The 19,863-nt window shown below is 59.4% G+C and carries 16 protein-coding genes; 4 read left to right on the top strand and 12 right to left on the bottom strand.

The window, feature by feature from the left end:
- Nucleotides 1-17: 17 nt before the first annotated feature.
- The 3 genes from BLLJ_RS03680 to BLLJ_RS03670 form a co-directional block, all read right to left on the bottom strand.
- Nucleotides 18-1,070, bottom strand: a complete 1,053-nt coding sequence (locus BLLJ_RS03680) for an inorganic phosphate transporter (RefSeq protein ID WP_007052107.1) — start codon at nt 1,068-1,070, stop codon at nt 18-20.
- Between the two features lie 119 nt (nt 1,071-1,189).
- Nucleotides 1,190-1,387 (bottom strand): YbdD/YjiX family protein, encoded by a 198-nt coding sequence (locus BLLJ_RS03675; RefSeq protein ID WP_007052106.1) that lies wholly within the window; start codon nt 1,385-1,387, stop codon nt 1,190-1,192.
- A 57-nt stretch (nt 1,388-1,444) separates the two neighbouring features.
- Nucleotides 1,445-3,844 (bottom strand): carbon starvation CstA family protein, encoded by a 2,400-nt coding sequence (locus BLLJ_RS03670; RefSeq protein WP_007055496.1) that lies wholly within the window; start codon nt 3,842-3,844, stop codon nt 1,445-1,447.
- Between the two features lie 274 nt (nt 3,845-4,118).
- On the opposite strand from BLLJ_RS03670, the gene BLLJ_RS03665 reads away from it, so the two are divergent.
- On the top strand, nt 4,119-5,384 hold the full coding sequence (locus BLLJ_RS03665; RefSeq protein WP_007057983.1) for an alpha-amylase family protein: 1,266 nt from the start codon (nt 4,119-4,121) through the stop codon (nt 5,382-5,384).
- 28 nt (nt 5,385-5,412) lie between these two features.
- On the opposite strand, the gene BLLJ_RS03660 is transcribed toward BLLJ_RS03665, so the two are convergent.
- The 5 genes from BLLJ_RS03660 to BLLJ_RS03640 all read right to left on the bottom strand — a co-directional run bounded on the left by BLLJ_RS03660 (nt 5,413) and on the right by BLLJ_RS03640 (nt 11,599).
- Nucleotides 5,413-5,997 (bottom strand): TetR/AcrR family transcriptional regulator, encoded by a 585-nt coding sequence (locus BLLJ_RS03660; protein ID WP_007053405.1) that lies wholly within the window; start codon nt 5,995-5,997, stop codon nt 5,413-5,415.
- Nucleotides 5,998-6,195: 198 nt separating this feature from the next.
- Nucleotides 6,196-8,382 (bottom strand): DEAD/DEAH box helicase, encoded by a 2,187-nt coding sequence (locus tag BLLJ_RS03655; RefSeq protein WP_013582523.1) that lies wholly within the window; start codon nt 8,380-8,382, stop codon nt 6,196-6,198.
- Between the two features lie 360 nt (nt 8,383-8,742).
- The gene (locus BLLJ_RS03650; RefSeq protein ID WP_007052100.1) at nt 8,743-10,032 is read right to left on the bottom strand and encodes a uracil-xanthine permease family protein; all 1,290 of its coding nucleotides are present in this window, start codon (nt 10,030-10,032) and stop codon (nt 8,743-8,745) included.
- 104 nt (nt 10,033-10,136) lie between these two features.
- A complete protein-coding gene (locus BLLJ_RS03645) occupies nt 10,137-10,967 on the bottom strand; it encodes a histidine phosphatase family protein (protein ID WP_007053407.1) in 831 nt (276 codons plus the stop codon).
- A gap of 50 nt (nt 10,968-11,017) precedes the next feature.
- Nucleotides 11,018-11,599: a haloacid dehalogenase-like hydrolase gene (locus tag BLLJ_RS03640; RefSeq protein WP_013582522.1), complete on the bottom strand. Its 582-nt coding sequence runs from the start codon at nt 11,597-11,599 to the stop codon at nt 11,018-11,020.
- Nucleotides 11,600-11,754: 155 nt separating this feature from the next.
- Between BLLJ_RS03640 and BLLJ_RS03635 the strand changes: the two genes are divergently transcribed.
- A complete protein-coding gene (locus BLLJ_RS03635) occupies nt 11,755-12,309 on the top strand; it encodes a helix-turn-helix transcriptional regulator (RefSeq protein WP_007052097.1) in 555 nt (184 codons plus the stop codon).
- Between the two features lie 119 nt (nt 12,310-12,428).
- Here the strand turns inward: BLLJ_RS03635 and BLLJ_RS03630 are convergent, their stop codons facing one another.
- The 3 genes from BLLJ_RS03630 to BLLJ_RS03620 form a co-directional block, all read right to left on the bottom strand.
- The gene (locus BLLJ_RS03630; protein WP_013582521.1) at nt 12,429-13,592 is read right to left on the bottom strand and encodes an SPFH domain-containing protein; all 1,164 of its coding nucleotides are present in this window, start codon (nt 13,590-13,592) and stop codon (nt 12,429-12,431) included.
- 83 nt (nt 13,593-13,675) lie between these two features.
- Complete coding sequence (locus tag BLLJ_RS03625) at nt 13,676-13,882, bottom strand: hypothetical protein (RefSeq protein ID WP_022527556.1); 207 nt, start codon at nt 13,880-13,882, stop codon at nt 13,676-13,678.
- Between the two features lie 83 nt (nt 13,883-13,965).
- Nucleotides 13,966-15,510 carry a DUF6591 domain-containing protein gene (locus BLLJ_RS03620; protein ID WP_007055486.1) on the bottom strand — a complete coding sequence of 515 codons (1,545 nt, stop codon included), beginning with the start codon at nt 15,508-15,510 and terminating at the stop codon, nt 13,966-13,968.
- Between the two features lie 433 nt (nt 15,511-15,943).
- Here BLLJ_RS03620 and BLLJ_RS03615 point away from each other — a divergent pair, with 433 nt between their 5' ends.
- Nucleotides 15,944-16,384 carry a helix-turn-helix domain-containing protein gene (locus tag BLLJ_RS03615; protein WP_013582520.1) on the top strand — a complete coding sequence of 147 codons (441 nt, stop codon included), beginning with the start codon at nt 15,944-15,946 and terminating at the stop codon, nt 16,382-16,384.
- A 61-nt stretch (nt 16,385-16,445) separates the two neighbouring features.
- Nucleotides 16,446-18,146: a serine/threonine protein kinase gene (locus BLLJ_RS03610; RefSeq protein ID WP_013582519.1), complete on the top strand. Its 1,701-nt coding sequence runs from the start codon at nt 16,446-16,448 to the stop codon at nt 18,144-18,146.
- 37 nt (nt 18,147-18,183) lie between these two features.
- Here BLLJ_RS03610 and BLLJ_RS03605 read toward each other — a convergent pair whose 3' ends face one another.
- Complete coding sequence (locus tag BLLJ_RS03605) at nt 18,184-19,674, bottom strand: MFS transporter (protein ID WP_013582518.1); 1,491 nt, start codon at nt 19,672-19,674, stop codon at nt 18,184-18,186.
- Nucleotides 19,675-19,863: the final 189 nt, after the last annotated feature.

Genomic DNA, 19,863 nt, shown 5'->3' with positions numbered 1-19,863 from the left:
GATGGGTGGATTCCTTTCTAGAACACGACCATGAACAGTTTGGCCATTACGAAGCTGATGAGACCGCAACCAGGGAAGGTGAACACCCAGGTGAGCATCATGTCGCGCACCACGCCGAAGTTGATGGCGGAGAGGCGGCGTACCGCGCCCACGCCCATGATGGCGCTGGTCTTGGTGTGCGTGGTGGAGACGGGGATGCCGAGCACGGTCATGACGAGCAGGCACAGCGCGCTTGACAGATCGGCCGAGAAGCCTTGGTATTTCTCGAGTTTCACCATGTCCTGGCCCACGGATTTGATGATGCGTTCACCGCCGACGGACGTGCCCACGCCCATGATGGTGCTGCACAGAATCATGAGCCAGATCGGAATCATCACACCGGTCACGCTGGGTTGGCCATTGCAGAACGCCATGCCGAGGAACAGCACGCCGATGAACTTCTGGCCGTCCTGCGCGCCGTGCATGAAGCTCATGGCCGCCGCGCCCACGATCTGCGCGTAGGTGAAGAACCCGTTGGTGCGGCGGCGGTCCATGCCAGCGCAAATCAGGGTCACGGCCTTGCATACCAACCAGCCGACGGCGAAGCCGAACAGGAGGCTTGCGACCAGACCGTAGAGCACCTTGACCCATTCTCCCATGTTGATGCCGCCGATGCCGCCTTGGATGGCGATGGCCGCTCCGGACAGGCCGGCGATCAGGCTGTGGCTTTCGGAGGTGGGTATGCCGAGCAGCGAGGCGCCCACGCTGTATACGACGATGGAGAACAGCGCCGCGCATAGGGCGATGAGCGCCGCGTTCGTGTCGCCGCCGAAATCGACCATGTTGCTGATGGTGGAGGCCACGGAGGCGTTGAGCTGCGTCATGATGAAGACGCCGAGGAAGTTGAAGATGGCCGCCATGATGACGGCGGAGCGTACGCGCATGCATCGTGTGGTCACGCAGGTGGCGATGGCGTTGGGTGCGTCGGTCCAGCCGTTGACGAAGATGACTCCCAGCGTCAGCAACGTTGTGACGGTCAGAGCCGGGTTGGAAAGCACTTGTTGGAGGAAATGCGCCAGTGAGACGTCCAAGGGGAATTAACACCTTCTTCTTCGGGGGCGGAAGCCGTCACACTGATTGTAACGGAAGAATGGCTACGTAGTTCCCATGGCGCGCGGGTTTTATGGTGTTGTTATGCTATTGCGGCCTGTCAGCAGCAACAACTGGTATTGGGGTGGAGACGGTCGTATTCCTCGCGGGCGCGAATGAATTCGACCTCGCTCATCGGTGTTTCGCCGGGATGCTCGGCCGCGAAATGCTCAAGATAATGGTCGTAGCGGGCCTCGCCGCTGATCTCACGCAGATACCAGACGATGCCGTGCCATACGGCAACGAGTTTGCCGAGCATTTTGTCTCCTTTCGCTGATTATTGGCTCCCCTTGAAAAAAGGGGAGCCAATGACGCACTACGCTGCAACCTGCCCGTTCCGCACAAGCTCATGCAGCTTGGCGCTGTATTCGCGCTGCACCTTCTTCTCAAGCGCGGTGGCGACCAGGCTGGAGGGCGCGAACCACTGGGATTCCACGAACGGCTCCTCGGACGTCGTTTCGGCACCGTACTTGCCAGCGGCGAACGTGCGCGCCACGACCACGATGCCGACTACCACGAAGACGCCCATCATGACCAGGAAGAACACGGAGAGCACGCCGTCCAGATACGCGTTGGACAGCGCGGCCTTGGCGTTGGTCAGCGCCTCGCCGGTCAGCTCGCCGGAGTCGATCTGCGCCTGATACTTGGAGGCGGTGGTGAAGTAGCTCAGCGGCCCGAAGATCTTCTGGAAGTCGGCGGTGAAGGTCACGGCGATGTCCCACACGAGCGGTACCACCGGTATCCACAGGTGCTTCCAGTAGCCCATCTTGGCCACACACACGGTGATCAGCACGAAGCAGGCGGCGGCGAGCAGCTGGTTGGAGATGCCGAAGATAGGCACCATCGCGTTGATGCCGCCGTTCGCGTCGGACACGCCCATCCACAGCAGTCCGCCCCACAGCGCGGTGGCGATCAGCGTGGTGATGATGTTGCCGGGCTTCCAGGTCGGGTCGGCGAACTTCTTGAGCTTGCGCACGTTGCCGAGCATTTCGCCGATCTGGTAGCGGGCCACGCGGGTGCCGTTGTCCACGGTGGTCAGGATGAACAGGGCTTCGAACATGATGGCGAAGTGGTACCAGAAGGCCATCGAGTCGTGGCCGCCCAGGTAGGACTTGAGGAAGTTGGCCATGCCCATGGCGAACGTGGTGGCGCCACCGGTGCGGGAGACGATGGAGGTCTCGCCGATGTCGGCGGCGGCCTGCTCAAGCGCCGCGGCGCCTTCGTAGGTCTTGGCCGCGCCGTTCTCGTCCACGGAATCCCAGGTGACCTGCATCTGGTTGCCTTCGATGTCGGAGACCTTCATCGACTCCACGGCCTTGACGGCGGCATCGGCCTGTTCGCCCGGCGTGGAGGTGGCGGAGATGCTCACGCCGGATGCGGCGGTGATCTGTGCGGCGGACATGTTGGTGGAGAAGTACACGCCCTGCGAGATGGTGATCGCGGCGATCAGCGCGATGACGGCGGTGAACGATTCGACGAGCATCGAACCGTAGCCGATCATGCGAATCTGGTTCTCCTTCTCCACGGCCTTCGGGGTCAGGCCGGAGCTCACCGCGCCGTGGAAGCCAGAGAGGGCGCCGCAGGCGATGGTGATGAACAGGAACGGGAATAGGTTGCCGGAGAAGGTCGGGCCGGTGGAGGTGGAGGCCAGTTCGGTCAGACCCGGCACCTTGACGGACGGGTTGGCGATGATGATGCCGATGACGAGCAGCACGAGCGTGCCGATCTTCATCAGCGTGGACAGGTAGTCGCGCGGGGTGACGAGCAGCCAGTGCGGCAGCGCGGCGGCGGCGAACGAGTAGATCACCAGGGCGATGACGAGCTGCTTGGCGTCCAGTGTGAACACGGCGGCCACGGCCGGGATAGAGGCGATCCATCCGCCGGCGACGATGTCGAGCACGAGCAGCACGAAACCGAGCAGCGTGGTCTCAATGACACGGCCGGGGCGCAGGAAACGCTGGTAGCAGCCCATGATCAGGGCGATCGGGATGGTCATACCGATGGAGAACACGGCCCACGGCGAGGCGGCCATGGCCTTGATGGCCACGAGCGCCAGGAATGCCATGGCGATGGCCGTCATCACCACGAGGAAGATGGATAGGATCATACCGCCGAACTTACCCATTTCATCAGTGGCCATCTGGCCCAGAGAGCGACCGCGGCGCTTGGCGGAGATCCACAGCACCAGCATGTCCTGCACGGCGCCGGCGAAAATCACGCCGAGGATGATCCACAGAGTGGAGGGCAGGTAGCCCATCTGCGCGGCCAGGATCGGGCCGACGAGCGGTCCGGCGCCGGAGATGCCGGCAAAGTGCTGGCCGAAGAGCACGCGGCGGTCGGTGCGTTCGAAGTTCGCGCCGTCATGCACGCGCTCGGCCGGGGTGGCGTTCGCGTCGTCGGTGCGCATGATCTTGATCTGGATGTAATAGGCATAGAAGCGGTAGGCGATGGCGTAGGAGCTCAGCGCCACGACCAGGAACCAGATGGCGGAGATCTGCTCACCGCGCGAGACGGCCAGAATCGCCCATCCGCAGGCACATACGATGGCGATGGCGGCCCACAGCAGGGCCTTCTTCCATGTCCATACCATTTTGGGACGCACGCCTACGGGCAGTCCCTTCGAATTGCGAATCACACGTTCGGCTTCGTCCGGCGTGTAATCGTCCTTGAATTCCAACTTGCCAGGTGCCGGGGCCTGGGCTGCGGCGGTGGTCATAATAACCCTCTGTTCCTCTTCAATAACCTTTGCGGGAAAGGTTCTCTTCATTGCGACCCTTTTGGGGTATCTCTCGTCTGCTTATGGCACTGGTTGGAAGCGTAGCCACGGCATGTAGCGCCTCAGGAAAATGTCCCAATATGTGAGCTTGGCCACATGTTCACGGACTGCGTTTCATGCCGATTACCCGGGATTCGCACCGCGATGTGCGAAAATGGACACGGTGTCAATCAGGAGGTGCACAGTGGTTGTAAGCATGGATTCGAGCCGCACAATGCCCGATTGGGTGAAGTACGGGGTGTTCTGGCACGTGTATCCGCTGGGCTTCTGCGGTGCCGATATCAGGCCCGCCGGCCCGCGCCAGTTCCATGGCCGCGGCCTTGACGCGATAATTCCCTGGCTGGAGTACGTGCGCGATCTAGGCGCGTCCGGCCTGCTGCTGGGTCCGGTGTTCGAGTCGGCGACGCATGGATACGACACGCTCGACCATATGCATATCGATGTGCGATTGGGCGGGGATGCCGCGTTCGATCAGCTTGTCGCGGCCTGCCGGGACATGGGATTGCAGGTGATGCTGGATGGCGTGTTCAATCATGTGAGCCGCAATCATCCGGCCGTTCAGACGGCGCTTGACGAGACCGCCGGACGCTTGAATCCGGCCGACAACCCGTGGCATGGTCTGGTCCGCGCGCATGTCGGTGATAATGGCGAACCCGCTTTGGATGTGTTCGAGGGGCACGGGGATCTGGTGGCGCTGGACCATTCGGCTGACGAGACCGTTGACTATGTGGCCCATGTGATGAGCCATTGGCTGGATCGCGGAGCCGCCGGCTGGCGCCTCGACGCCGCGTATGCCGTGCCGAGCCCGTTCTGGGCGCGCGTGTTGCCGCAAGTCAAAGCCGCACACCCGTATTCGTGGATTTTCGGCGAGGTGATCCATGGCGATTACCCGCGCATCATCGAGGAATCCACGATGGATTCGATCACGCAATACGAGCTATGGAAGTCGATCCAGCATGCGCTGGAGACGGAGAACTTCTTCGAGCTGGATTGGAACTTGAAGCGGCACAACGCGTTCCTGGATTCCTTCGTGCCGCAGACGTTCATCGGCAACCATGACGTGACGCGTATCGCATCGCAGATTGGCCCGGCCAAGGCGGCGTTGGCATTGGCGGTGCTCATGACGGTCGGCGGCGTACCAAGCATCTATTACGGCGACGAACAGGGCTATGTGGGCGTCAAGCAGGAGCGTTTCGGCGGCGATGACGACGTACGTCCGAAGTTCCCCGACTCCCCTGCCGAACTGTCCACGCTGGGAGAGCCGACATACCGGCTGCATCAGGCGCTGATCGCGCTGCGCCGTCGCAACCCATGGCTGCTGGATGCGCGTACCGAGGCCGTGAAGCTGGAAAACAAGCACTTCGTCTATCGTTCGACGAGCGCCGACGCCCAGCATTCCCTGACCGTGGACCTCAACATCGAGCAATCCCCCACTTTCACCATCCGCAACGCCGATGGCAGTACAGCGTATCAATACTGAGCTCCCTCATCAGAGGGAGCTAACTCATTCACCTCTGAATGCCTCGGATCAGCAGGTCGAGCAGGTAACCGTACGACCGGTCGACCCGCTCGCGGCCGCGTGTGCGGGGTTGTGCGGAACGCAGTTCGAATTGGATGAACCCGTGTATGGACACCCAGATGGAGGATGCGATTAGATGGGGGTCATCGCCGCGGAATACAGATGCTGCCTGGCCGTATCGAATGATCTGCGTGATGGCGTCCAGGCAGTGCTGGGCCGAGTCCGACGCCTGCCCCATCCAGACCAGCGCGTAAATGCCGGGGGCGTCCAGCGCGTGTTCACGGTAGATTATGCCCGCCCTGCGCAGGCGCAGCACGGGGTCGGATTCGTCAATGGCGATGAGCTGTTCGCGCAGATCGGTGAAGTATGTGTCGATGAGCGCATCGCACACCGCCTGCTTGCCGCCGATGTGCTGGTAGATGCTGGTGGGCGACACATCGGCCTGTGCGGACAGCGCACGGATGGTCAGACCATCCACACCGTCCCGTTCCACGATCCGCCTTGCCGCGTCAAGGATTCTCCCGTGGATTTCAAGGGTGGGCGTGCGTTTGGATCGGGGCTGCGATTGCGTCATATCCGTTATTCTAGGGTGCGTACAGGCCATTACCGCCGTTTCGGCATGGCCACGATCACAACGACTGCGGCGATAAGTGCAATCGTCATGGCCGCTAGGCAGGCGAACAGGCATCCGCATCGCAAACACCGGCCTATAACACAATCAGGCCCGACGACCATCAAAGGTCGTCGGGCCTGATTCATACGCGCTGTCGGACTAACGGCGTCCAGACTTCATACGGAATGGCGCATTGTGGCGATTCTTCTTGGAATGACGGCGGTTCGGGCCTTCCGTGTTGCCGTATTTGGCGATCATGCGGCGTTCGTGACGCTTGGCACCTTCTGAACGCTCGTCGCGTACGATGCGGTTCTCGTTCTTGCGATGGATGCGCTTGCCGCCTTCGCCCTGACGGGTGTTGCGCATGGACTGTCTGCGGCCGTCATGGGAGCGCTCGTCATAGGAGAAGCCGTAATCCTCGTGGCTGCGTTCATTGCGGCGAGGCTTGCGCGGACGCTCGAAATCGCGGGAATCGGACCGTTCGAAATCACGGCCCGCATTGTGCCTGCGGCTGCCGAAATCATCGTTGCGACCGTATCCGGCCCTGTCGCGCTTATCGAACTTGTCGCCCTTGCCGTACCGATCATTGCGACGGTTCTTGCCGTGCTGGTCGCGGCCATTGTCCTGACGCTCGTCGTACCGGTTCTTGCCGTATCCGTCGCGACGGTCGCCCTTGCGGCGCTCCTCGCGGCGGTCATCGCCATGCTCGAACAGATAGTCGCGGCGCTCGGCCTCGGGGTTGCTCATGCCTGCGCGGCGTTCCGCACGGTTGCGGTTCTTCTTCACGGCCTTCTTGCTGGCCTTGTCGCCGTGCTTGCGCTGCGGCTCGCCTTCGGCAACAAACTCGCCGCCTGCGTTCTCGTGCTGGAACTCGGTCTCGGCAACGTTCTGCTCGTCACGGTTGCGATTGCGATTGTGCTTGCGCTTGCCGCCGCGGCCGGACTCGTCGCCCGCCGCGTTCTTGGCGCCCCTGTTCTTGCCCTTGCGCGGGTTGCCCACGGGCTGCGACTTGTCGAGGCTCCAACCATCCACGCGCTCGGCGCGGTCGCCCACAAGCTCAAGCACTTCGGGCGAATCGTGGGTCACTTCGATCATCTTGGTCTTGATGCCGGCCTGGTTCAGCAAGCGGCGCGTCTCGCGGCGCTGCTCGGGCAGCACGAGGGTGACCACGTCGCCCGCCTTGCCGGCGCGGGCGGTACGACCGGAGCGGTGCACAAAGGACTTCGGGTCGGCCGGCGGCTCGACCTGCACCACGAGCTCCACGCCGCCGACGTCTATGCCACGGGCGGCCACGTCGGTGGCCACCATGACACGCACATCGCCGGAATCGAACGCAGCGAGGTTGCGATCGCGCTGGTTCTGGTTCAGGTTGCCGTGCAGCTCGGCGGCCGGAATGCCGTTCTGCGTCAGGTTCTTGGCGAGCTTCTTGGCCTGGAACTTGGTGCGGGTGAACAGGATGCGGCGGCCTTCGCCCGAGGCGAGCATGCGCACGAGTTCGTGCTTGTCGCCGCGCGTGGTTTCGAACACGTGGTGGGTCATCAGGTCGGGTTCGGCGGTGGCCGAATCGACCTCGTGCACCTTGGGATCGTGCAGGAAGGTGTTCACCACTTCATCCACGCCGTGATCGAGCGTGGCGGAGAACAGCATGTGCTGGGCGTCGGGCGAAATCTGCTCAAGCAGTCGCTTGACCGGTGGCAGGAAGCCCATATCGGCCATTTCGTCGGCCTCATCGATGACCACGACTTCGACGGACGAGAGCGTGAGCGCCTGCTGGCGCAGCAGGTCCTCAAGGCGGCCCGGGCAGGCGACCACGATATCGGCGCCGGCCTTCAGATCGCGGATCTGGTGGATGTACTTGACGCCGCCGTACACCGTGGTGGTGTTCATGCCGAACGTGTGGGCCAGCGGCATCAGCACGTCGTTGATCTGGTTCGCGAGCTCGCGGGTGGGGGCCAGCACCAGGCCGCGCGGGTGCGGTAGGAAGTCGTCGGCGCGGCGCTCTTCCAGGCTGGCCTTCTTGCGGCGCTTGATTTCCTTGCGGAACTCCTCCATCGCGATTTCGCCGAACGAATCGTAGGAACCGAGGCGGGTGACCAGCGGAATGGAGAATGCGAGGGTTTTGCCGGAGCCGGTGCGCCCTCGGCCGAGAATGTCGCGGCCGGCCAGTGAATCGGGCAGGGTGTCGGCCTGAATGGGGAATGCGGTCTTCTTGTCATCTGCCGCAAGCACGCGCACCAGCGGTCCGGGTACGCCAAGTTCGCCAAAGGTAAGGGGGCGGGATTCCGCGCTGTCGTTCATCTGGAAATCAGCGGAATCGTCACGATCATCGAAATTATTACGGGGCACAGTGGCCTTTCATGTCAAAGGTTACGCAAATTACGCAAGCTTTCCGAGCTTAGCGTAAGCCCCCTACTTTGCTTGGTGCTCGCCACACTGTCATCCCACTCTTTACTTATGACCCCACGGGGCGGTAACTTGCCCATGGGGCGGTTTGAAGAAATTGTGAAACCGCAGAATAAAGCCATTTTCACCTACCGCCCCATGAGGGTTTTACCACCCCATGGGATGTTTGCCGCCCCATGGGTTTTACCACCACGTAAGGCGAGCACCGCTCCATGGAACACGCAAATGGCCCCTACCCGTGAAGGTAGGGGCCATTGTGCAAAAGGGCTGAGCCAAAATACAGCCCAGTAGCCCTAAAACACACTACAAAATATCCGGATCGTCTTTGGCAATAGTGCCGGTTGCCTTGCCAATGGCCTTCAGGCCGTGGTAGGCCACAAGAATCACGATCGTGCCAATGGCAATGCCGTTGAAGGAAATGCCACCAACAGTGAACGCGAATTGGCCGATGGCAATGATCATGGTGATGGCTGCCACCATGATGTTCAGCGGCTTGTCGAAGTTGACCTTGTTCTCCACCCAGATGCGGATACCGATCATGCCGATCATGCCATACAGCAGCGTGGTCACGCCACCGAGCACGCCGGCGGGGATCGTGTTGATCACGGCACCGAACTTCGGGCACAGGCTCAGGATCAGGGCGAAGGCGGCGGCGCACCAGTAGGCGGCGGTGGAGTACACCTTGGTGGCGGCCATCACGCCGATGTTCTCGCCGTAGGTGGTGGTGCCGGAGCCGCCGCCGAAGCCGGCGAGCGTGGTGCCCAGGCCATCGGCCATGAGGGCGGTGCCGATCTGGTTGTCGTAGTCGCGGCCGGTCATTTGGGCCACGGACTTGACATGGCCGACGTTCTCAGCCACAAGCACGAGCACAACGGGGATGAACATGGGAAGGATGGAGAAATCGGCCTGCGGCAGGTGGAACTTCGGGAAGCCGATCCATGCGGCGTCGCCGATGGCGGAGAAGTCGACCTGGCCACGGATGCAGGCATATACATAGCCGATGATCACGCCGACCAAAATATTGAGGCGGCCCAGCAAGCCCTTGAACAGCACGGCCACGAGCAGCACGGCCAACAGGGTAACCAGTGCGGTGTCGGGCGCGGCTTGGAAGTTGGTCCACACGGAAGGTGCCAGATTGAAGCCGATGATGGCCACAATCGCGCCGTTGACCACGGGCGGCATGATGATGTCGATCCATTTGGAGCCGGCGTAATGCACGAGCACGCCAACCAGGGCCAGCAGAATACCGGTGACCATGATGCCGAAGCTGGCGACCGCAATGCCCTTGTTGGCGGTGGAGACCGCGGTGATCGGTGCAATGAAGCCGAAGGACGAGCCCAAATAGCTCGGCAGCACGTTCCTGTTGATAAGCAGGAACAGTGCGGTGGACATAGCCGTGAAGAACAGGGTGGTGGACGGGTCGAAGCCCGTCAGAATCGGCACCAGGAAGGTGGCACCGAACATGGCGATGACGTGCTGTGCGCCGATACCGGCGGTGCGCACCCAAGTCAGACGTTCATCGGGCTCGACTACCTCGCCGGGCGCCAGCGTCTTGCCGTCGCCATGCAATTGCCATTGGAAGATATTGGACATTACTACTCTCCTCGCTCTCGCTTGGGGCACGGCATTCACAACCAGCCGCACCACGCACCATTCTAGCTCACGAAGATTTTGTGAAGTCTCTCTTCCGGGAAAGGCTATTTGCCGTAATACTCCAGCAGGTGTGGGTCGACGGCCTGCACCACATCCACCAAATCGCCATTGGAGAGATACGGGCGCTTGAATTCGCGCCACGGCTCCACCTTGACCTCCCAGCGGCCGGTCGTCTCGTCGAGCACGGGCCGGGCGGTCTGCTCCCAGCGCACACGCTTGGAGGTGCGGCCGGTTTCCGGGTCGCGGCGTGTATAGTGCAGGCAGGTGCAGTTGGTGATCTTCCAGTCGTCCGAATCGGCGCGATGCAGGAATTCCTCGTCGGCCAAATCCTCGATGGTGAGCATCAGGGCGAGCATGAAGTCGCCGTGGGTGACCATGACCACGGATTCCGAATCGGATTTGCGGCTCAGCGAGGTCAGGATGTTGTGCACACGGTCCTCGGCCACATCGGCAATCGACTCGCCTGCCGGCGGACGCCAGTACAGCGGATCGGTGTTCTTGAAGTTCCAGTTGCGCGCGTAGTTGTTTTTGAATTCGTCCTTGGTGATGGTGTTGATCTCGCCCCAAGAACGTTCGCGCAGCACACGGTTCTCCTCCCATTTGGCCTTGGGCAGGGCCATGGTGGCTGCGGTTTCGCGGGTGCGCACGTATGGCGAGACCATGTAGCGGTCGAACAGCTGCTGCTGGCTGACCAGCCAGCGGCCGATGCAGTCGGCCTGCTTGCGTCCGGTGGCGGTGAGTCTCCAGGAGCGGTCGGGTACGGTGACGTTGTCCTGCGTGTACAGGGAATTGTCGCCCTGCTCGCCCGCCTGGACGATGACGTTCGCTTCGGATTCGCCATGCCGGATTACGTATAGATCGAGCGGCATGCTCATATATGTTCCCCTTTCGTTATTGGTTACGTTGTGTTGTTTTCTGTTGTTTCCTACTTGACTTGCGTGATGGTGTTCCCCTTGACCATGAACGCGTGCCGGGCCATGTCGATCATCGGCTGATCGAATTTGGAGTCGGTGTAGAACTCGTCGATGACGACGTCCGGACCGTACAGTTCGCGGAACCGTTTGGCCTTGTTGGTGCTGAAGTTGAGGTACGTGACCTTCATCGTCTCCACATCCACCTCGCTGGCCACGAGATTCCTCACGCCGAGTCTGCGGCAGGCCTCCCCCACCGTCAGACTGAAGGATGCGGTGAGGATCACGTCGTCCGACTCAGGCTGGTACCAGGGCTTGATGCGTGAATAGTTCCTATCCCAGAAGTCGTCCACGAGCTGTTCGACGCTCGCCACCCGTTTGGATCGGCTCAGTTCCGTGAGATAGCCTTCGGTCATCTTACCCACGCCGTATTCCATTTGTTCAAGCGTGGCCCGGCCAAGCTTGTATTTGACTGCGTACCGCAGCACGGGGGCGATGTAGCGGAACACTTTCGGGTCGTGCCGGGCGGAATACAGGTACAAGTCGAACAGGCTTTCGCCATCATAGATGGTTCCGTCGAAATCGAATACGCGCATACCTTCTGCTTCTACTCTGTTATTCCTTGTTTAAGGCTAATCTCGGTAAGCCGGCGAAAGCGCAAATACGCAGTGAATTTCACATGAACACTGTTTTTTGGATTGATTTCGGTACAGGTAACGTACACTGGTGACAGCGTGGAAGGAGGTGCGTAATGGCGGCGTCTGAAATCGAACAATGGTGGATTGATAAGTTTCAGGAGAACCTGGGTCCGATTCGCAAGGTAGCCGGATGGACGACTCAGCAACTGGCCGACGAGCTGGGAGTCGCGCGACAGACGGTGTCTAACTTGGAGACCGGCAAAAGCCCGATGACCAAACTGCAGTATCTCGCTTTACGTACGGTGTTCAGCGCCGAAATCGCACGTCGTGAAGACCGCGATCTGGCACGCATCATCAAGACTTTGGTCGACGATCCCATTGAGCAACGCATTCGCGAACGGCGCGCTCAAGAGCAGGACGGCGAGGCCGTTGCCGACAATGCCCCAGTCAATACGGACGGTGGCAACGTTGCCGACAACGCCGCCACCGAGAAACGCAAGCCCAGTGCCGCCACATTGAAGGCTTCAAAGACTGCCGCAACGGGCAAGCCCACGCTCAGCACGGCGATGCAGGCTCTCGCCGTCATCACCGGCGCATTGGCCAGTGGAACCGCCGCCGGCATCATCACCTACTTGATGTTCCCGGACGGCGGCCCGAACAAGCGCTGAGTCGCCGAAATATCGAAACGGATTGAACAACCCAGTTCGAAGCCCTGAGCACCATTTTGTCCGTGTCGCACCAGCGTTTCCCTCATTATCAGCTGTTTCGAGTTGCATGAATGCACCGTTTATAGGCCGAGAATTTCGTGCTTTTTTGCATCAAATTCTTCTTGGGAGAGAATGCCGATATCAACCAATTCCTTCAATTTCTTCATCGCCTCGACTTGTTCTTCCACAGACATGGATGCCGTGTGAGAGGCGGGAGCAGCGGCTTCCGGTGCCGGCGCAGGTGCCGGCGCTTGAACCGGGGCGGCAGTCATAGGATTGATGGCTTGCGCCATATTCATACCAAGCAACATGCCGCCATCGCCAAAGCCGTTGTCTTGAATACCTTGCGCAATGCGCTGCTGGGCAGCCATATTGCCAGCTTGCTGGGAAACGCCCTCGTATGCGGCAACATTCATCTTATTCGAGGCGAACTGCTGCACGAGTTGACGTGATTGCTCGGTGAACTCGATACTTTCGATGCCCACACTGGACACTTCAAAGCCAAAACGATCATTCCACGTACCTGCATTGGCCCGATCGCCACGCACGCATGCTGCGATGTCATTCGCCTTGCCGGGCAATTGCGAAATACGATATTCATTGGACAGCAAATTGATGGCCACAATAAACGACTGTACGAATTCAGACAGAATCTGCCTACGTGGCCCTTCATCATCGAATGAATACGACACGGTAGTGGCAGGCACAAAGTTACGAACGAATCGAACTGGATCAGCGACCTTTAGCGACATGGATCCGCGTGCGCGAATTTCCAAATCGACGCCATAGAACCGGTCGTTATACACCAGCGGCGCAGAAGTGCCGAATTTGATGCCACGAATCTCACGCAGGTTGACGAAGGCCACATATTTGGTGCGGCCAGGCTGACCTCCGAAGGTGAATCGATCGGCAACCTGATTGAAGAACGATCCGATGCCGTCTCCGGCGAGCACGCTCTGCTCCCCGTTGCGATATTCATAACCGCCCGACTCGGTGATGACGTTTTCGATACCTGTTTCAGAGAAAATGAACGCCGCAGTATTCTCTGGCACATAGATACGCGAACCATTGGTGATTATTCCCTCGGAACCGTATTCATTCGAACCGCGATCGTTGTTGCTTCCGCGGGGAATGCCCGGCACAACGACGGTGTGTTCCGTGAACGGACCAGCGGTGATGATATCACGCCACAGGTCCGCGAATGTACCGCCGAGCGCGCCGGCGAACGCCTTAATAACTGCCATCTGTTTTTTCCTCGATATCTCATGCATATGGCCGATCTTGCGACTATGCAATCGCAAGACCGGCCGTTATGCTGGCATGTTGGTTATAGCTGCGTTTCGCGATCGCAGTATTCGCATCGAACGACTTCTTTGCGATGACCGGAAAGCGGAGCGCCACAACCTTCGCAATTCACCGAAACCACGGGTTCGGTAATCCCAAGCCCACTACGGAATGCGCCAAAAGTGTCCTTCAGCGCCCCGGCCAGAGCCTCCGTTCCGGGGATGGCCTTGTTGAAGACCGGCTCATCCATTGGCGTGTACTGTCTGCCGCGTATACCCATGTATCGTCATCGTTCCTTTCTTGGAAAACCGTTACCTCGATACGCCAGTCTGATCACTGGCCCACCGATGCGAGCTTCTGCGTGCATCGAGTCATGACCTCGGTGTAGTAGGCCGAATCCTCACTGCTGAGGGAGTTTTCGTCAATGGCGTCTACCTTCTGGGAGAACTCAGAGTAACGCTTCATCATGCTGGCATAGTCGGTAGCCATGCTGACCACGTTGTCGGATTTCTGATATTTGTTCATGAAGGCAACATACTCATCGATAAAGGCCTCGTAGCTGTCCATCGTGGCCTTGAAGTCAGCACTGTCATTGGTGTTCTGCTGCGCCTTCTGATCCGAAGACTGGTCGCTCTGCTTGTTGGCATCGCTGGAATCAGTGCCCGTACCAGTGCTCTTATCATCCTGTTTCGCGGCGTCGCCGTCCGTAGACGTATCTTCCTTCTTTTCCGGAACCTGGATAGTGATGGACATGATGGTCTCGTCGTCAGTGTTACGAGAAACGCTCACACTGTATCCATCGGCGTTCTTGGCATTGAAACTGTCAGCGGACTTGCTATAGTCCACGGTGAAACCGTTGTCTTGCACGGACTTGACGTAGTCGGCATACTGCTTGGCGTCGGTACCGCACACCTCGATGGAGAAATAGTCCGAAGACTCGCTTTTAATTTCACCCTTTGTGGATTTCGGCTGCGGCAGCAGCGCCGCGATATCCGACTCCGGCCATGAATATGCTTCGCACTTGGTGGCGAGCGATGCTTCCAATTCCGCCCGATCAGCCTTGGCCTTCGCATCGTCACGAATTACGAACACGCCACCGATTACCAGACCCACAACGGTGATACCGACTGCCACCCAGGCCAGCACTCGGCCTTGCACCTTGCCACTCGGGCGGGTCACGTATACGGCGAAGCCTGAGAGCAGTGCCGGAATCACCGTGGCGAACAGCAGTCCGCCCCAGGATCGGCCAGAAACATCCACAAATTGGGCGAGTACGAACAACACTCCCCAAATAATGGCGAACACAGCCAGCTTGGAAGTCTTCTTCACCCCTTGTGCATTCGGAGCAAGCACGGCAGGCGCAGCGGCACCAGCAAAACCAGTGGCAGCACCGGCACCATGTGTGGCGGGTGCAGGAGCCACACCAATACGCTTGTCCAGAGCGGCGAGGAACTCATCAACGCGCTTGGCGCTTTCGTTTCCAGTCGCCTCCAGACGAATGGCGGCCCCTGCCGCACCCTGCGGGACTACGGTTAGCGTGCAGTTCACCCCATCATAGGAGTGGAAGGAAAACGCTCCGGTCTGGGTGTTTTCGTTATCCAAGGTAAACGTGGCGCCAGTAGTCAGCTGGTCGTGAATAACTTGGAACAGCTGTTGCGGACTGACCGCATATACACGATCAAATGGCGCGCCGGCGGGCCGCTGCGATGCCGTAGCCGGAGCCATCGGAGTGGTGGTAGCACCATCAGACGCTACGTTCGGTTGGCCAGCCGGTACAGTATTCGGCACGGTAGGCGCATTCGCGCGATCTTCCGGTGCGTCATTCGTGCCTTCGGACGGTGGAACCGGCTGAGGTTGTTGATCAAATGGCGTTGTCATGATGCCCTTCTTTCCTTAAGCAGCAGCATTACCAGCACAGAAGAGGCAAGCCCGGCAACCGTTACGGTCAATCCGACTGCCATGGCAAGCCGGTATCGTTCGCTCATCATTGCGTCCCTTCTTATTGCTCGCTTTGCTCTGCGATACATCGAAACCAGTGTATGGCGTTGTTATTATGTACGCAAATTAGCATTTTGTATGCATGTTAGCTTTATTGTCGATGCTTGATACCGCGCATGAACATCCTTTCCGCCACCGCACCTACACGGATGGCATCGACCATTGTCGGCGACACGCGCGGGCCATACATCAGCTGACAACTGAATTTTTCGGCGTGTTTCCGAAAAGTCGGCGTCCTGTACGCTGGGAATCGAGCAACCGCGTACGATGGCGCAGCACAGCACCCGCAACACAGCGACAAGGAGCATAGGCAATGGCAGACATCCCCGAAGAACATTTGACCGAGGAACTGCTGGATCGGCTGCTCGCCAGCGCCAGCATTGAGCAGTATCTCGATGAGGGACTCGTCAGCGCACGCACGCTGACCGACTATCTGTTCGACCGTATGGAAGCCCATGGCCTGAAACGAGCCGACGTGGTGCGGGCATCCGGCCTCAACGCCACAGTGGTTTATGACATTTTCTCCGGCAAAAGCCGCCCCGGCCGAGATCACGCCATCATGCTGGCTTTTGGTCTCAAGTGCACATTACGCGAAACCCAACGGCTGCTTCGTCTTGCAGGCGTTTCCGAACTGTGGTGCAAACAGCGACGTGACGCGATTATCATCTGGTGCATACGCAATGGATTCGACCGCATTGCCACGGACGACGAGTTGTATCGTATGGGAGAGGCGACGTTGCTGCCGGCCGATTGACGACATTCGGCCCAACAACACTCACCAGTGAGACGCAAGTAAGAGGGCATCAAGGAGAGACATGGACGATAAGCAAGCGATGCATGCGATGAGCATCGACGATGCGTACCATGTTGAGCGCACGCTTGCTCGCGGACCTTCCGGCGTCACCGAACTGGTGAGCATTGACGGCAACGGCCCGTTCGTACGCAAGAAGATTCCCTCTCCCCTAGCGCAACGCAATGTGTGGGCGGTGCTCAGCGCCTGCCAGAGTAATCGTCTGCCGCGCGTGGAAGCGACGTACGAGCTGCCCGACCGGTTCGTCATCGTCTACGATTACGTGCCGGGCAGCACGCTTGCGCAAATTGTGGAGGAAAACGGGCGGCTTGCGCCGAATGTGGCCGTGCAGCTTATCGACCAAATTTGCGAAGCCGTGCAGGAGCTTCACCAGCACGGCGTTATCCACCGCGACATCACGCCGGCCAATATCATCCTGGCTCGGGACGGCGCGCATCTCATCGATTTCGGCATTGCGCGCATATGGTCAGCGTCAAGCAATCGCTCGCGGGACACCACGGCGCTTGGCACTTATGGTTTCGCCTCGCCCGAGCAATATGGCTTCGCCAAAACCGACGCGCGTTCCGACGTGTTCTCGCTTGGTCGACTGCTCGGATTCATGCTGACCGGCGTATATCCCGATGCCAGCGACTACGAGCAGCGACTTGCCGATGATGCCGCAGTACCGGCACGACTGCGCGCCGTCATCGGCTATGCGTGCGCATTCGAGCCCAGCAAACGGCCACAGAGCGTCCAGGAGTTTCGCCAGGCGCTGTTCTCCCAGTCCAATCCGCCCATGCCGAACGCATCATCGGCAAATCCGCCATCACCGAGCACAACGAACGACGTCACGTCGGCGTCTCGACTATTTCGGCGTCTGCACTTGAGCAAACGCGCCATCGTGCTGTGGTCCATCGTCGGAGCGGCGCTGGTGGTCGCCGCTATTGCGGGAGGCATTGTGTTGGCAGGCCAACTTGGCATTATCGGGTCGGCAACATCACCCGATTCCTCGACACAATCCAGCAGCCAATCAACCGATAAGGCCGATGGCGGGCACTCCTCGAACGGGGCAGGAACCGACAATGCCAATGGCACGGGCGGAGTAGGCGGCACTGACGGCGCTGATGGAAACGGCCAAGACACCGTCACCGATAATCCTCTGAAAATAGTGGAATCCGGCTGGTCGGCGAACCAGCAAGGGTATGTCCACTACGCTTTCGCCCTGCGCAACACCAGTACGACCCAGCAGGTGCAGTATCCGCAGATTACCATTACGGGGCGGGCCAAAGGCGGTTCCATCGTGTTCTCGCAGACGCAAACACTGATTATGGCATTCCCGAATCAGACTGTATATAACGCCGGCCAAGCGGGCGAGGGCACGGCCCCGGCCACCGTAGATTTCGTTGTGCTTAGCCCTGATACGTACAACGTCACCGAGGCTCAAGGAACCGCTACCTTCCCCATCAGCGGAACATCCAAAATAGACAACAGGGACGGCGGCACGACGTTCAATGGCGAGGTCCGCGCCACAACAGACGGATTCAAGCCATCCGATGGGCAGCAAATCAAGATTTCCCTAGTACTGCGCAACGCACAGAACGCAATCATCTATGGAGATATCACATTCGTGGATTGGCCGGGCAATGGCCGATCCGCACCATTCTCGATCACCGTCTACGATCTACCGAAGTATGCATCTTACGATCTGTATGCGCAAATAGGGTAGTTGACTTTGCGCCTGCGAGGTGGCTGTCAGGCGACTGTCAGGCTTGTGTCCGAGTCACCTGTGCACTGGTGTTGTGGCGCGCCTGGCCGAACAGATAGATGCCGATGGGCAGAGTCAGCACACCGCCGATGATGAACACCAGCGAAATCGGGATCACGTCGGCCAACGGCGCGAAGATCAACATACCCAGCGGCATGCTGAGTGTGCTCATGGTGGTGTCAAGGCCGAATACACGGCCCACCATCTTCTCATCGGCCTCGGTCTGGATGATGGTGCGCATCGGGCCCATGCAGATGGCCGAAGCCAAACCGTTCACCACATCAATCAGCAAATACGCCAGCAGATTGTGAACCACGCCAAGACCAACGACGGAGACGCCCACCAGAGTGATGCCGAAGGCGACCACGCGCATGTTGTTGCGGATGAGCTTGGCACCGATGGTAGACATCAGCGCGCCGCCGAGCAGCATACCGATGCTCCATTCCAGCTCGTTGGCGGCGAGTTTATCGGAGGCGGTGGTCAGGTTGATGAATCCGAGATTCAAATCGATGCCCTCATATTCGCGGGTCATGAGCAACAGCGTAAGGTTCATCGGCGCCACGGCCACGAAGCACACCAAGGTGTCACCGAGCACCACGTTGCGCAGGTTCGCCCGGCGCCATGTGTAGCTGAAGCCATCTTTCAAGTCAGCAAACACACGACGGACGCCGGCAATCAGCGAACGATCAGCATTGGCATCCGACATCGGTTCGAGTGCGGGTTGCCCGCTATTCTCCGCTTCAGCCATACGCCTCGCAACATGTTCCGCGCTCTTCTTCGGCGCTTTGATCAACGCCACAAAGCCGACGCCGATAATGGCCGTGGTCACATCGACTAACAGAATCGACCACAGCGGCACTGTGTTGATAAGCACAGCAGCCACCGCAGGTGCCACAATCATATTCGCCGAATTAATCACGCCGTATATTGAGTTGACGCGCAATAGTTTGCCCGAGGGAACAACATCCGGTAAGAACGACTGCACAGCGGGCGTCTGCACACCGCCGCCCGCCGAACGAATGAACAGCACCACGAAAATCATGGTCAGACTCACCCATCCCATCGCGAAGCTCAGCGACAGCACGACGGTGACCACAGCAATCACCATATCCGGCAGCATAATCAGCAACTTGCGACTGTGACGGTCGGCCCAGGAGCCGCCGAAAATCGAGACGATCGCCTGCGGCATCACGCCAAACAACGTGGCCAGCAGCATACCCATGCCGCTGTTCGTCTGCATCACAATCCACCACCAGATGGCATATTGCACGATGTTGGAGCCCAGCAGTGAGAACGCCTGGCCAGTGAGTAGAAGCACTACACGGCGGATCCACGCACGCTCGGATTCCTCATTGGCCACTGCTGCGGCATAGGCGGCACCGGGTTTGTTCGCGCTATGGACCGCTGCGCGCGCATTCACATTGTCATCGTCGGAAACCTCGGGTGTTTCGCGCACAGTTGGTTCAGTTGTTTTTTGACTAGAAGACATACGAGTGTTCTCAATTCTTCAATTCCACTACAAAGGTCACATCACGGCATACGCACGCCGACGCGCGTATGCGTGCACGACTCCAGCAACGAGCCGTACCCGCCGTTAGATGGCAGACTTCAGTATCGTGACGCCATGCGTTAGCGTCACCATGCAACGATAGGAACACACTGTTCAATAGTGTATCAT

It is taken from the genome of Bifidobacterium longum subsp. longum JCM 1217, assembly GCF_000196555.1.
GTDB classification, from domain to species: Bacteria; Actinomycetota; Actinomycetes; order Actinomycetales; family Bifidobacteriaceae; genus Bifidobacterium; species Bifidobacterium longum.
Note: the sequence above shows the minus strand (reverse complement) of the source record. Positions and strands in the feature narration are given on the sequence as shown.